This window comes from Pseudomonas sp. LBUM1673, from assembly GCF_059695645.1.
The window spans coordinates 321,486-334,335 of sequence record NZ_CP166780.1; the positions used below are offsets into that span (position 1 = coordinate 321,486).

Below are 12,850 nucleotides of genomic sequence, written 5' to 3' on the forward strand. Positions count from 1 at the left end.
GTCGGCTGGGAGCCGGACTTCGCAAGGCTGGTCTAGTCTTTGGCGTCTGGACCCTAAACCCCAAGGAGAGCGCACCATGAGTATTTTTAGCTTTGTGAAAGAAGCAGGCGAAAAGCTTATCGATCTGCTGACACCCGGCAATGCCAATGCCAGTGAGCAGCTGAAGGAACACATCAGTAAGGTCGGCCTGGGTAACCCGAATGTTCAGGCGACAATCGAGGGCGACAAAGTCATCGTCACCGGTGAAGTGGGGAGCCAGGAAGAGAAGGAAAAGATTCTGTTGGCCGTGGGCAATATTGCCGGTGTCGGCAGCGTGGATGACCAGATCACCGTAACGGGCCCGGTTGCTCAGGCGGCGCGGTTCGTCACTGTTAAAAAAGGCGACACCCTCAGCGCGATTTCCAAGGCGGAATACGGCGACGCGAACAAGTACAACAAAATCTTTGAAGCCAACAAACCCATGCTTTCGCACCCGGACAAGATCTATCCGGGGCAGGTGTTGCGGATTCCTGAATAAGGCTTGAGATCGCTATCGCGGGCAAGCCCGCTCCCACAGGAATTGTGTCGTTCACGAAGGATGCGAAACGACACAGATCCTGTGGGAGCGTGGCTTGCCCGCGATGCAGGCGACTCGGTCTAGAGCCCGGCAATCAACTCCCGATAATCCCCCACCGCCGCAAACTCCGCCGTGTCTTTCGGCCCTTTGCGACTGTCCGGCTCGCTTACGGCCAGCAGGTGCGCCACGCCAAAATTGCGTGCGCTGCGCAGGATCGGCAAAGTGTCGTCGATAAATAGGCTGCGCGCCGGGTCGAAGCCGATGTCGGCCTGCAAGGCATCCCAGAACTGCGGGTTTTCCTTGGCGAAACCGTAATCATGGGAGCTGATCAACCGCTCGAAATACGGCGCCAGTTCAATTCGTTCCAGCTTCAATGACAGCGAGTCGCGGTGGGCGTTGGTGATCAGTACCACATGTTTGCCGGCCTGTTTGATCGCCGCCAGAAAAGTGTCCGCATCCGGACGCAAGGCGATCAGGTGCGCGGTTTCCAGTTTCAGCTCGCGCACCGACAGCTTCAGCTCGGCGCTCCAGAAGTCCAGGCAATACCACTGCAACTGACCGGCGTTGCGTTCGAACAGCGGCTGCAATTCTAGCTCCGCCATGGCCCGGCTCACCCCGTGCAGCTCGGCATAACGCTTTGGCAGATGCTCCATCCAGAAATGGTTGTCGTAGTGCAGGTCCAGCAGCGTGCCGTCCATGTCCAGCAAAACGGTATCGATGTCGCGCCAGGGCAGCAGGGACATAAAAAACTTCTCCAGCGGTAAAAAAGATATCCGAGATAAACAAGGTCTGATGCCCGTCAGTTGAGGAGCGGAACCTGTGGGAGCGGGCTTGTGGCGAGGGGGCTTGCCCCCGTTCGAGTGCGCAGCGCTCGCAGATCCTGGGTCCGCTGCGCGGCCCAACGGGGGCAAGCCCCCTCGCCACAAGCCCGCTCCCACATGAATCTGACCAGCATTAAGGATAGGCCGGGTATAGTAACCCGCTTACGCCAAGGAGCCATTTATGCGCCAGAAACCCACCGTACTCGCCCGCGAGATCGTCGCCACCAGCCGTTTGTTCTGTGTCGAAGAGCTGAAGTTGCGCTTTTCCAATGGCGTGGAGCGCACTTACGAGCGCCTGGTCGGCAGGGGCGCCGGTTATGGCGCGGTGATGATCGTGGCGATGCTCGACGCAGACCACGCGGTGCTGGTGGAGGAATACTGCGGCGGCACTGATGCCTATGAACTGTCCCTGCCCAAAGGCTTGATCGAGCCGGGCGAAGACGTACTGGCGGCGGCCGAGCGGGAGCTCAAGGAAGAGGCCGGGTATGGCGCGCGTCAGCTGGAACATCTGACTGAGTTGTCGTTGTCACCGGGTTATATGAGTCAGAAGATCCAGGTGGTGCTGGCCACCGATCTGTACGAAGAACGCCTGGAGGGTGACGAGCCCGAGCCGATGGGGGTGGACAAGATCAACCTGCGTGAATTGTCATCCCTGGCGCAGAACCCGCGATTCACTGAAGGCCGTGCCTTGGCGGCGCTGTATCTGGCCCGTGATCTGCTGACCCAACGAGGGGTGTTCCTGCCATGAAATTGAATTTCCCCCATCCGCTGATGGCTCCCGTCGTTGAGCTGGCTTTGAAGGCTGGCGAAGCAATCTTGCCGTTCTGGCGAGTCAACGTTGCCGTGACTGCAAAGTCCGATGATTCACCGGTCACGGCCGCCGACATGGCGGCTCACCATGTGATTCTGGCCGGGCTGACGGCGCTGGATCCGAGCATTGCGGTGCTGTCCGAAGAGGACGCCAACATCCCCCAGAACGTGCGCGCCGGCTGGCAGCGTTGGTGGCTGGTCGACCCGTTGGACGGGACCAAGGAGTTCATTTCCGGCAGCGAAGAGTTCACCGTCAACATTGCGCTGATCGAGCAGGGGCGTGTGGTGTTCGGTGTGGTGTCGATGCCGACTAACGGGCGTTTTTATGTCGGCGGTGCCGGGTTAGGGGCATGGCGTGGCGATAAGGGTGCCGAGCCGTTGCCGATTCAGGTTCGTGAGGTCCCGGCAGCGGGTGAAGCCTTTACGGTGGTCGCCAGTCGTCGGCATTCGAGCCCCGAGCAGGAGCGGTTACTCGCAGGGTTGAGCGACAGCCTGGGTGAGCTGCAACTGGCCAATATCGGCAGTTCGCTGAAGTTTTGCCTGCTGGCGGAAGGGGCGGCGGATTGTTATCCGCGATTGGCGCCGACTTCGCAGTGGGACACGGCGGCTGCGCAAGGTGTGCTGGAAGGTGCGGGTGGTGAGGTGCTGGATTTGAGCGGTGAGCCGTTCTGTTATCCGGCGCGGGAATCGTTGTTGAATGAATTCTTTCTGGCGCTGCCGGCTAAAGCGGCTTGGCGGGAGAAGTTGTTGGCACTCGCACGTTCCTGAGCACGCCCTACCTCTGTGGCGAGGGGGCTTGCCCCCGTTGGGCTGCGCAGCGGCCCCAAATCCAGACACCGCGAAATATCAGTTAACCCCCGTTGTCTGAATTGCGACTGCTGCGCAGCCGAACGGGGGCAAGCCCCCTCGCCACAGGTGCTGTATTGGCTCTGGTTTCTAGCGGTGCAGCACGTACTGCCCCACGAACTTCACCGCATCCTCTTCACTCCCGGTATTCACAATCCGCGAATGCAGCGTCAACCGGGCCCGCCCATATCGCTCATACATCGCCAAAAACTTCTTCCACATTGCCGCACTCGGTGCCTGGCAAATCACTGTCGCGTCCATGGTGACCGGCAGCGGGTAGCTGATCTTCCCTTCCTGAATCACGATGTGCCCATCGTCGATGCCTTCTTCATGCAAACGCAAATGCAGCCAGCCCCAACCGGCCAGTACTGCGCCGCAATACAGGCTGCCACCGAACATGGTGCTCTTGTGATTGACGTTGGCCTCCAGCGGCAGGTGCAGGCGCAGTTGTTGATCGTGCCAGTCGAGCACTTTGAGGCCCATGTCCCGCGTGAGGGGGATGTCGTGATGGAGGATTGATTCCAGGTGACGACTGTCGCGGTTCATTCACGGGCCTTTTATTTGAAGAGGATGATTTTACGGTAGCTCAATCAAGGTCGTCGGTGTGGCTGCTGGCGCCGCCGTCGGCGAAGTTCAGGCCATGCTTGCGCAGTTTGTCATGCAAGGTTTTGCGCGGAATCCCGAGCGCTTCTGCGAGGCTGCGCACGGAGCTGTGCGAGCGTGCCAGTTCGGCGGCAATCAGGCTCTTCTCGAAGTTCTCCACTTGTTCACTCAGACCGCCGCTGACCACTTCAACCGTAGTGCCGACGCCGCCATCCGGCGCGATGTTGTCCAGGGCCAGCTCCAGGCCCAGGGCAAAGCGTTCGGCGGCGTTCTGCAGTTCTCGCACGTTGCCTGGCCAGGTGTGACGCAATAGCAGCGCCCGTTGCCCCGGTTGTAATTCGTGGGACGGCAAGCCATGGCGGGCGCTGGCTTCGTCGGCGAAATGCTGGAACAGCATCAGCGCATCTTCGCCCCGCTCGCGTAGCGGCGGAATGCGCAGCGGCGCGACGTTCAGGCGGTAATACAAGTCGGCGCGGAAGCGACCCTGATCGGCGGATTGGCGCAGGTCTTCCTTAGTTGCGGCGATGATGCGGATGTCCAGCGGGATCTGCTGGTTGCCGCCCAAGCGCTCGACGACCCGCTCTTGCAGCAAGCGCAGCAATTTCACCTGCACGTCCAGGCTCATGCTTTCGATTTCATCGAGGAACAATGTGCCGCCGTTGGCGAACTCGAACTTGCCGATGCGGCGCTTCTGCGCGCCGGTGAAGGCGCCGGGCTCGTGACCGAACAGCTCGCTTTCCACCACCGACTCGGCCAGGGCCCCGGCGTTGATCGCCACGAACGGGCCATTACGACGACTCGACAGGTCGTGCAGCGCGCGCGCCACCACTTCTTTACCCGCACCGGTTTCGCCGAGGATCAGTACGTCGGCCTTGGTCGCCGCCAATGCACCGATCTGCTCGCGCAGGCGCAACATCTGCGCCGATTGCCCAACCAGTCGAGCACTCAGTTCGTTGCGATCGCTCAGGGCCAGACGCAGGCTGCGGTTGTCCAGCACCAGCCGACGCAGGGCCAGGGCACGGCGCACGCTGTCGAGCAGGGCGTCGCTGGCGAATGGTTTTTCCAGAAAGTCATAGGCCCCGGCGCGCATGGCTTGTACGGCTAGCGGCACATCGCCGTGACCGGTGATCAGCAGCACGGGCAGCTCCGAGTCCTGGGTGTGGAGTTCGGTCAGCAGTTCGAGACCGTCCATGCCCGGCATGCGGATGTCGCTGACCACCACACCCGGCCAGTCGCGTTCCAGTTGCCCGGCCAGGCCCTTGGCTTCAGCGAGCGGCAGGATCTTCAGGCCGGCCAGGTCCAGGGTCTGGCTCAGGGCCTGGCGCAGGTGGGGATCGTCGTCGATCAACACGACCTGGATGCGGTTGTCGATGGTCATGCACTTCGGTCCTCGGACGGTTGCAGGCTCACGCCCGGCGCGCCTGCGCGCAACTTCAGGGTAATCAGGGCGCCGCCTTCCTTGTGGTTGGAGAACAACAGTTCACCACCGAAGGCGCGCATCAGGGTGTCGCAGATCGCCAGCCCCAGCCCAAGCCCCTGGGTGCGGGTCTTGGTGGTGTAGAAGGGCTCGCCGGCACGACCCAGCGCTTCCAGGCAGAACCCGGGGCCATTATCGCGAATGTACAGATTGACGCCGTTGGCGGTGGATTCGGCACTCAACCAGAGTTTACGCGGCGGGCCTTTTTCCGTCAGCGCGTCGAGGGCATTGGCCAGCAGGTTGCCGAGTACCTGGCGCAGACGGGTTTCCCCTGCCTCGACCCACAGGGTGGCGGCCGGCAGGTCACGGATCAGCTCGACTTCCATGCTGCGCCGACGCTTGGCCAATAAGGCCAGAGCATCGTCCAGTGCCGGTTGCAGGGCCACGCTTTCCGGGGCGTGGCGATCACGCCGGGCAAAGGCGCGCAGGTGGGCGATGATCGAGGCCATGCGCTCGGTCAATTCGCTGATCAGCTTGAGGTTGCCGCGAGCATCTTCGGTGCGCTGATGATCGAGCAGCACTTCGGCGTTTTCCGCGTAGCTGCGGATTGCCGCCAGCGGTTGGTTGAGTTCATGGCTGATGCTCGCCGACATCGTGCCCAGCGCCGAGAGCTTGCCGGCCTGCACCAGATCATCCTGGGCGCGTACCAGTTCCTGCTGGGCGTGTTCGCGCTCCAGCACTTCCTGTTTCAATCGACGGTTGAGGCCCTCGAGGTCGCTGGTCCGTTCGGCGACCCGGCCTTCCAGTTCGTGGCGGGCCTTGCCTTCGAAGGCGATCCGGTCCAGATAATGGCGTCGACGCTGCATCATCAGGCCGAGCAGCAGCATTAATACCAACAGCGTTGCACCACCGATGGCCAAGACCGTGCGTACCGGGCGGTCGATCAAGGTGCGCGGCGCAAGGATACTGACGCTCCAGCCGGTTTCTTCGATCTGCCGGGTTTGGGTCAGCCAGGCGTCGGAAGCGAGATCCAACGGCTTTGGATCGCGGGTCGGGTAGGGTTGAATCGCGGTGATGGCCTGGCGCTCTTCGTCGTTCAATGGGCGGGTCGAACGGAAACGCCACTCTGGCCGCGACGTGAGGATGACCACGCCGTTGTGGTCGGTGACCAACAGTTGTTCAGGGGTTTTGCCCCAGAGGCTTTCGGTGTGGTCGAGGTCGACCTTGACCACCAGCACGCCGACGATTTTTTCGCGATCACGTACCGCCGCGGCAAAGAAGTAACCGCGCTTGGCCGAGGTGGTGCCCAGACCGAAGAAGCGCCCCAGGCGCCCGGCCATGGCTTCACTGAAATAAGGGCGGAAGGCGAAATTGCGGCCAACGAAACTGTCGTGTTTGTCCCAGTTGGAGGCCGCCAGCGTCTTGCCCGTGGTGTCCATCAGGTACATGACTTCGGCGCCGGTCTGGGCACTGATGTTTTTCAGCAGGCGATTGGCATTACCTTGAACCACGCCCTCGTCGGGTGCGGCCAAGGTCGCACGCAGGGCAGGCAGCTCGCCGAGAATCTGCGGCAACACTTCATACCGGTGCAGGGTGCCCAGCAGGTTGGCGACGTAAAGGTCGAGGGTCTGGCGGTTCTGCCCGGCCAGTTCACTGCGGTAGTAACGCTCGGCCAGATGTTCCAGCGGCCACAGCAAGGGCGCCAGGCACAGCGCGAGTAGCGCCAGGCTGCGCCAGCGGGGTCTGCGGGGGAGGGTCGGTGTCATGAGCATCAAGCGCCTGTGGGTACAGACGCATTATGCCTAGCCTTGCGGGCGCAGTCTGCGCACCGTGGATCAAGTGCGCGCTGGCGGTGAAGATTCAGACAGGAATTCAGGAAAAGACTTCAGCGTCCTTGAGGAACGCAGCGGCCTGATCCTTGGCGGACAGTTTCGGTGCTTCGTCCAGCTGCCAGTCGATGCCCAGGTCCGGGTCGTCCCAACGAATGCTGCGCTCGGCCGACGGGGTGTAGTAGTCGGTGGTTTTGTAGAGGAACTCGGCGAAATCGCTCAGTACCACAAAACCGTGGGCGAAACCTTCCGGCACCCAGAGTTGGCGATGGTTGTTGGCGGACAGGCGCACCGCGACCCATTTGCCGAAATGCGGCGAGCTGCGGCGAATGTCCACCGCCACGTCCAGTACTTCACCCACGGTGACGCGGACCAGTTTGCCCTGAGTATTTTCCAACTGGTAATGCAGGCCGCGCAGTACGCCTTTTTGCGAGCGGGAATGGTTGTCCTGAACGAATTGGGTGTTCAGGCCAGTTGCTTCTTCGAAAGCCTTGGCGTTGAAGCTTTCATAGAAGAAGCCGCGCTCGTCACCAAATACCTTGGGTTCGATGATCAGAACACCGGGCAGGTCGGTGGTGACTACATTCATTGGTATTTCTCCAGTAATAGGCGTTGATGGCCGCCATTCTTACGCAAAGTGACGGCGGGCGCGAGTGGGACGGTGAAGAGAGTTGCGCGGGCATTTGATTCGCGCCAGCCAGGGAGGGGGTTGCGTATCGCCCGAAGCAGTGGCGATATAAGCGCCTAATAAAATTTCAGGGGTCGTTGTATGCCGCTCGCCACGTTGATTCACCGCACCAGTCTGCCCAGCCCGCAGGTGTCTGCGGCGCAAGCGCTGGAGCTGCTGGAGGAGCATTACGGGCTGAGCGGGCGGTTGCAGGCGCTTGGTAGCCAGCAGGATCTCAACTACCGCGTCGACAGCGAGCAGGGGCGTTTCGTCCTGAAAATCTGCCGTGGTGACTATTCGGCGCTGGAACTGCAAGCCCAGCACGCAGGGCTCAAGCATTTGGCGGAGCATCCCGGCGTGCAGGTGCCGCGAGTGATCCCTGCCAAAAGCGGCGCAGACCTGCTCTCCCTGGAGGTCGGCGGTCAGTCGGTGCACGTGCGCCTGCTCGATTACATCGACGGCCAGCCCCTGACGCATCTCGATCATCTAAGCCATTGGGTGGTTGCCGGTTTCGGTCGGCTTTGCGGCGAAATGGATCAAGCGCTGGTCGGTTTCGATCACCCCGGCCTTGAGCGCACCCTTCAATGGGACGCCCGCCACGCCAACGCGTTGATCGCGCATTTGCTGCCGGTGATCAAGGATGAGCGGCAACGAGCGTTGATTGCTGAAGCGGCCGAACACGCCGAGCGCCATTTGCAGCCCTTGGTGGATAAGCTGCCGGTGCAGGCGATTCACATGGATATCACCGACGACAACGTGGTCTGGCAGCGGGATTCGCAGCGCCAATGGCAGTTGCAGGGAGTGATCGATTTCGGCGATCTGGTCCGAACCTGGCGGATCACCGATCTGTCGGTGACCTGCGCCGCGCTGCTGCACCATGCCGACGGCGATCCGTTCTACATTTTGCCGGCGGTTCGGGCGTATCACGCGGTCAATCCGTTGCAGCATGAAGAGCTGCTGGCGCTCTGGCCGCTGATCGTTGCGCGTTCGGCGGTGCTGGTGCTGAGTGGGGAACAGCAGGTCAGCATCGATCCAGGCAATGAGTACAGTCGCGACAACCTGACCCATGAGTGGGAAATTTTCCGCGTTGCCACGTCGGTGCCGTTGGCGTTGATGGAGGCGGCGATTCTTACCGCAGTCGGTCAAAACCTGCCGGGCATCGGCAGCGAAGGCTTCGCGCCATTGTTGCCAAGCCTGGTGGGGCGTGAATTTGCGTTGATCGATCTGGGTGTGCTCAGTCCGCATTTCGAGGCCGGTAACTGGGAGCAGGAGGGAATCGATCTGCGTCTGTTGACGCAAGCCGCCGTTGCTCATGGGCTGGCGGCCAGTCGATATGGCCAATATCGTCTGTCCCGCACTCGGCCGGACAGCGCCAGCGAACCGGACACTTTCCCGCTGCACGTTGCGTTACGAGTGCCTGACGGCACGGCGGTCGAAGCGCCGTTTGCCGGCGTTATCCATATCGAAGGGGAGAACCTGCTGCAACTGGACGGTCCAGAACTCAGCGTCCGATTGCGGGGTGTGGCCCCGTCGGTGCGCAGTGGCGCGGCGCTGGTCAAAGGTCAGGTGCTGGGTTCGGTCACCGGGCCGTTGATCGTGCAGTTGTGCCGAGGCGCTCAGCTCGACGCGCCGTTGTTTTGCACGCCTTCGCGCGCCGCAGCCTGGCAGGCGTTGTGTCCTTCACCTGCCACGTTGCTGGGCCTGGCCTGTGATGCGGAAGAAGAACTCGACCCGCAGACGTTGCTGGCCCGTCGTGACGCGAGTTTCGCCCGTTCCCAAAAACATTATTACGTCGACCCGCCGCGTATCGAGCGTGGCTGGCGCAATCATTTGATCGACATGCAGGGCCGCGCTTACCTCGACATGCTCAACAACGTTGCGGTCCTGGGTCATGGCCATCCGCGCATGGCCGCCGTCGCCAGTCGCCAGTGGTCGCTGCTGAACACCAACTCACGTTTTCACTATGCGGCGATTGCCGAGTTTTCCGAGCGCTTGCTGAAGCTGGCACCGGACAACATGGATCGCGTATTTCTGGTCAACAGCGGCACCGAGGCCAATGACCTGGCGATTCGTCTGGCCTGGGCCTACAGCGGCGGTCGCGACATGCTCAGCGTGCTGGAGGCGTATCACGGCTGGTCGGTGGCGGCGGATGCGGTTTCGACGTCGATTGCCGACAACCCCAAGGCCTTGAGCAGCCGTCCCGATTGGGTGCATCCGGTAACAGCGCCGAACACCTATCGCGGCGAATTCCGCGGCCCGGGCAGTGCGCCGGATTACGTGCGCAGCGTCGAACACAACCTGGCGAAAATCGCTGCGCAAGGACGCAAGCTGGCCGGCTTCATCTGCGAGCCGGTGTACGGCAATGCCGGCGGTATCTCGCTGCCGCCGGGCTATTTGAAACAGGTCTATGGGCTGGTCCGCGCTCAGGGCGGGGTGTGCATCGCCGACGAGGTGCAGGTCGGCTACGGCCGCATGGGTAAATTCTTCTGGGGCTTCGAAGAGCAGGGCGTGGTGCCGGACATCATCACCATGGCCAAGGGCATGGGGAACGGCCAACCGTTGGGCGCGGTGATCACCCGCCGGGAAATCGCCGAAGCGCTGGAGGCCGAGGGTTACTTCTTCTCGTCGGCCGGTGGCAGCCCGGTCAGTTGCCGGATCGGCATGGCGGTGCTGGATGTGATGGAAGAAGAACAACTCTGGGAAAACGCCCAGGTCGTGGGCGGGTATTTCAAGGAGCGTCTTGAAGCGTTGATCGACCGGCATCCATTGGTGGGAGCCGTGCATGGTTCCGGCTTCTATCTGGGCGTGGAGTTGGTACGCAATCGCGAAACCCTTGAACCGGCGACCGAAGAAACCACGGTGCTGTGCGATCGCCTTCGTGAGCTGGGGATTTTCATGCAGCCGACGGGCGATTACCTGAACATCCTCAAGATCAAACCACCGATGGTCACCTCGCGTCAGAGCGTGGATTTCTTTGTCGACATGCTGTCGAAGGTGTTGGACGAAGGTTTGTAAGACTGGATATCGCCTTCGCGGGCAAGCCTCGCTCCTACGGATTTATGTCGTGCTCATATTTCGCGAACGACGCAAATCCGTAGGAGCGAGGCTTGCCCGCGAAGACATCTTCAATCACTCCGAAAATACCGATTGTTATCGATATTAATCGATTAATTTACGACATAAATAATATTTATCGCTTTAAATGCGGATATTTATCGGCTATAAAGTCGTCACCGTTAACGGCGTGCCTCACCACGCTCGACCCTCAAGCCCTTGCTCAGGAGCCGATTCATGAGCCGTATCGTTGCCGTCGCCGCTACCCAGATGGCCTGCTCCTGGGACCTTGAAGCCAACATCGAAACCGCTGAGAAGCTGGTCCGTGAGGCAGCGGCCAAAGGTGCGCAAATCATCCTGATCCAGGAACTGTTCGAGAGCCCGTACTTCTGCCAGAAACCGAACCCGGACTACCTGCAACTGGCCACGTCGGTCGAAGACAATGTCGCCATCAAGCACTTCCAGAAAGTCGCTAAAGAACTGCAGGTGGTTCTGCCAATCAGCTTCTACGAGCTGGCCGGCCGCGCGCGTTTCAACAGCATCGCGATCATCGATGCCGACGGCAGCAATCTCGGGATTTATCGTAAAAGCCACATCCCGGATGGCCCTGGCTACCATGAAAAGTATTACTTCAACCCGGGCGATACCGGTTTCAAAGTCTGGAACACCCGCTACGCGAAAATCGGCGTGGGTATCTGCTGGGATCAGTGGTTCCCTGAGTGCGCCCGCAGCATGGCGTTACTGGGCGCGGAAATTCTGTTCTATCCGACCGCCATTGGCAGCGAGCCACACGACAAGACCATTTCGTCGCGTGACCATTGGCAGCGCGTGCAACAGGGCCATGCCGGCGCCAACCTGATGCCGCTGATCGCCAGCAACCGCATCGGCAATGAAGAGCAGGATGGCTACGACATTACCTTCTACGGCTCGTCGTTCATCGCCAACCAGTTCGGCGAGAAGGTGCAGGAACTCGACAAAACCGAAGAAGGCGTATTGGTTCAAAGCTTCGACCTCGACGAGTTGGAGCACATCCGCAGCGCGTGGGGGGCGTTCCGTGATCGCCGCCCGAACCTGTATGGCACACTAAAGACCCTCGACGGTTCCCTGGAGTCCTGATCGCTATGACCACTTTGAACAGCACCCCTCGCGCCGACGGCTTTTACATGCCGGCCGAGTGGGCGCCACAAACCCAGACCTGGATGATCTGGCCCGAGCGCCCGGACAACTGGCGCCTGGGTGGCAAACCGGCGCAAGCCGCACACGTGGCGGTGGCCAAAGCCATCGCCCGATTCGAACCGGTGACCGTGGCAGTTTCCGCCGGCCAGTACGAAAACGCTCGCGCCCGTCTAGACGTGCCGAATATTCGTGTGGTGGAGATGTCCAGCGACGACGCTTGGGTTCGCGACACCGGCCCGACGTTCGTCATCAATAACAGCGGCGAAGTCCGTGGTGTGAATTGGGACTTCAACTCGTGGGGCGGTTTCGACGGTGGTCTGTATTCGCCGTGGAACCGTGATTCGCAGGTGGCTGGCAAGATCCTCGAAATCGAGCGCAGCCCGCGCTACCGCACCGAGGGTTTCGTGCTCGAAGGCGGCTCGATTCATGTCGATGGCGAAGGCACCCTGATCACCACTGAAGAATGCCTGCTCAACCGCAATCGCAACCCGCACATGAACCGTGCGCAAATCGAAGCGGTGCTCAGCGCAAATCTGGCTGTGGATAAAATCATCTGGCTGCCGGACGGTTTGTTCAACGACGAAACCGACGGCCATGTGGATAACTTCTGCTGCTATGTGCGTCCGGGCGAAGTATTGCTGGCTTGGACCGACGATCCGCAGAACCCGAACTACCCGCGCTGCCAGGCGGCAATGAACGTGCTGCAAAACAGCACCGATGCCAAGGGTCGCCCGTTCACGGTGCACAAAATGCCGATTCCGGGGCCGCTGTATGCGACCGAAGAAGAGTGCGCCGGTGTGGATCCGGTGGACGGCACTCAGGAGCGCAATCCGACCGTTCGTCTGGCCGGTTCTTATGTGAACTTCCTGATCGTCAACGGCGGCATCATCGCTCCGAGCTTTGACGACCCACTGGACGGTCCGGCCAAAGAGATTTTGCAGGCTTTGTTCCCGCAGCACGAAGTGGTCATGGTGCCGGGCCGGGAACTGTTACTGGGGGGCGGTAATATCCACTGCCTTACTCAACAACAGCCCGCGCCGCACAAGGAGTGAGTGAGGTCGTAACAGCTTG

Annotated in this window: 11 protein-coding genes; 6 read left to right on the top strand and 5 right to left on the bottom strand. The window is 61.0% G+C overall.

Annotated features, from left to right (window positions below; all coding sequences use genetic code 11):
* Positions 1 to 76: 76 nt before the first annotated feature.
* The gene (gene lysM, locus ACA044_RS01425) at positions 77 to 517 is read left to right on the top strand and encodes a peptidoglycan-binding protein LysM (RefSeq protein ID WP_497444847.1); all 441 of its coding nucleotides are present in this window, start codon (positions 77 to 79) and stop codon (positions 515 to 517) included.
* Between the two features lie 119 nt (positions 518 to 636).
* Here lysM and yrfG read toward each other — a convergent pair whose 3' ends face one another.
* Positions 637 to 1,299, bottom strand: coding sequence for a GMP/IMP nucleotidase (yrfG, locus tag ACA044_RS01430; protein WP_497444848.1), 663 nt, complete (start codon positions 1,297 to 1,299; stop codon positions 637 to 639).
* 259 nt (positions 1,300 to 1,558) lie between these two features.
* Between yrfG and nudE the strand changes: the two genes are divergently transcribed.
* Together nudE and cysQ are read left to right on the top strand one after the other, a co-directional pair.
* Positions 1,559 to 2,125 (top strand): ADP compounds hydrolase NudE, encoded by a 567-nt coding sequence (gene nudE / locus ACA044_RS01435; RefSeq protein ID WP_497444849.1) that lies wholly within the window; start codon positions 1,559 to 1,561, stop codon positions 2,123 to 2,125.
* Positions 2,122 to 2,955, top strand: a complete 834-nt coding sequence (cysQ, locus tag ACA044_RS01440; RefSeq protein ID WP_497444850.1) for a 3'(2'),5'-bisphosphate nucleotidase CysQ — start codon at positions 2,122 to 2,124, stop codon at positions 2,953 to 2,955. The genes nudE and cysQ overlap by 4 nt, the downstream gene beginning before the upstream one ends.
* 168 nt (positions 2,956 to 3,123) lie before the next feature.
* On the opposite strand, the gene ACA044_RS01445 is transcribed toward cysQ, so the two are convergent.
* The 4 genes from ACA044_RS01445 to rfbC all read right to left on the bottom strand — a co-directional run bounded on the left by ACA044_RS01445 (position 3,124) and on the right by rfbC (position 7,471).
* The gene (locus ACA044_RS01445; protein ID WP_497444851.1) at positions 3,124 to 3,579 is read right to left on the bottom strand and encodes a YiiD C-terminal domain-containing protein; all 456 of its coding nucleotides are present in this window, start codon (positions 3,577 to 3,579) and stop codon (positions 3,124 to 3,126) included.
* Positions 3,580 to 3,619: 40 nt separating this feature from the next.
* Positions 3,620 to 5,014, bottom strand: a complete 1,395-nt coding sequence (locus ACA044_RS01450; protein WP_497444852.1) for a sigma-54-dependent transcriptional regulator — start codon at positions 5,012 to 5,014, stop codon at positions 3,620 to 3,622.
* On the bottom strand, positions 5,011 to 6,819 hold the full coding sequence (locus ACA044_RS01455; protein WP_497444853.1) for a sensor histidine kinase: 1,809 nt from the start codon (positions 6,817 to 6,819) through the stop codon (positions 5,011 to 5,013). The genes ACA044_RS01450 and ACA044_RS01455 overlap by 4 nt, the downstream gene beginning before the upstream one ends.
* A 106-nt stretch (positions 6,820 to 6,925) precedes the next feature.
* Entirely contained in the window at positions 6,926 to 7,471 is a 546-nt protein-coding gene (gene rfbC / locus ACA044_RS01460) for a dTDP-4-dehydrorhamnose 3,5-epimerase (RefSeq protein ID WP_497444854.1), read from the bottom strand.
* A gap of 180 nt (positions 7,472 to 7,651) precedes the next feature.
* Between rfbC and ACA044_RS01465 the strand changes: the two genes are divergently transcribed.
* From ACA044_RS01465 to aguA, 3 genes are all read left to right on the top strand, one after another.
* Complete coding sequence (locus tag ACA044_RS01465; protein ID WP_497444855.1) at positions 7,652 to 10,564, top strand: aminotransferase; 2,913 nt, start codon at positions 7,652 to 7,654, stop codon at positions 10,562 to 10,564.
* A gap of 276 nt (positions 10,565 to 10,840) precedes the next feature.
* On the top strand, positions 10,841 to 11,719 hold the full coding sequence (gene aguB / locus ACA044_RS01470; RefSeq protein ID WP_497444856.1) for an N-carbamoylputrescine amidase: 879 nt from the start codon (positions 10,841 to 10,843) through the stop codon (positions 11,717 to 11,719).
* Positions 11,720 to 11,724: 5 nt separating this feature from the next.
* Positions 11,725 to 12,831, top strand: coding sequence for an agmatine deiminase (gene aguA, locus ACA044_RS01475; protein WP_497444857.1), 1,107 nt, complete (start codon positions 11,725 to 11,727; stop codon positions 12,829 to 12,831).
* Positions 12,832 to 12,850: the final 19 nt, after the last annotated feature.

What these genes read in the sequence shown, in the direction of transcription:
- lysM (WP_497444847.1), top strand. Translation starts at nt 77, where the DNA reads ATGAGTATTTTTAGCTTTGTGAAAGAAGCAGGCGAAAAGCTTATCGAT.
- yrfG (WP_497444848.1), bottom strand. Translation starts at nt 1,299, where the DNA reads ATGTCCCTGCTGCCCTGGCGCGACATCGATACCGTTTTGCTGGACATG.
- nudE (WP_497444849.1), top strand. Translation starts at nt 1,559, where the DNA reads ATGCGCCAGAAACCCACCGTACTCGCCCGCGAGATCGTCGCCACCAGC.
- cysQ (WP_497444850.1), top strand. Translation starts at nt 2,122, where the DNA reads ATGAAATTGAATTTCCCCCATCCGCTGATGGCTCCCGTCGTTGAGCTG.
- ACA044_RS01445 (WP_497444851.1), bottom strand. Translation starts at nt 3,579, where the DNA reads ATGAACCGCGACAGTCGTCACCTGGAATCAATCCTCCATCACGACATC.
- ACA044_RS01450 (WP_497444852.1), bottom strand. Translation starts at nt 5,014, where the DNA reads ATGACCATCGACAACCGCATCCAGGTCGTGTTGATCGACGACGATCCC.
- ACA044_RS01455 (WP_497444853.1), bottom strand. Translation starts at nt 6,819, where the DNA reads ATGACACCGACCCTCCCCCGCAGACCCCGCTGGCGCAGCCTGGCGCTA.
- rfbC (WP_497444854.1), bottom strand. Translation starts at nt 7,471, where the DNA reads ATGAATGTAGTCACCACCGACCTGCCCGGTGTTCTGATCATCGAACCC.
- ACA044_RS01465 (WP_497444855.1), top strand. Translation starts at nt 7,652, where the DNA reads ATGCCGCTCGCCACGTTGATTCACCGCACCAGTCTGCCCAGCCCGCAG.
- aguB (WP_497444856.1), top strand. Translation starts at nt 10,841, where the DNA reads ATGAGCCGTATCGTTGCCGTCGCCGCTACCCAGATGGCCTGCTCCTGG.
- aguA (WP_497444857.1), top strand. Translation starts at nt 11,725, where the DNA reads ATGACCACTTTGAACAGCACCCCTCGCGCCGACGGCTTTTACATGCCG.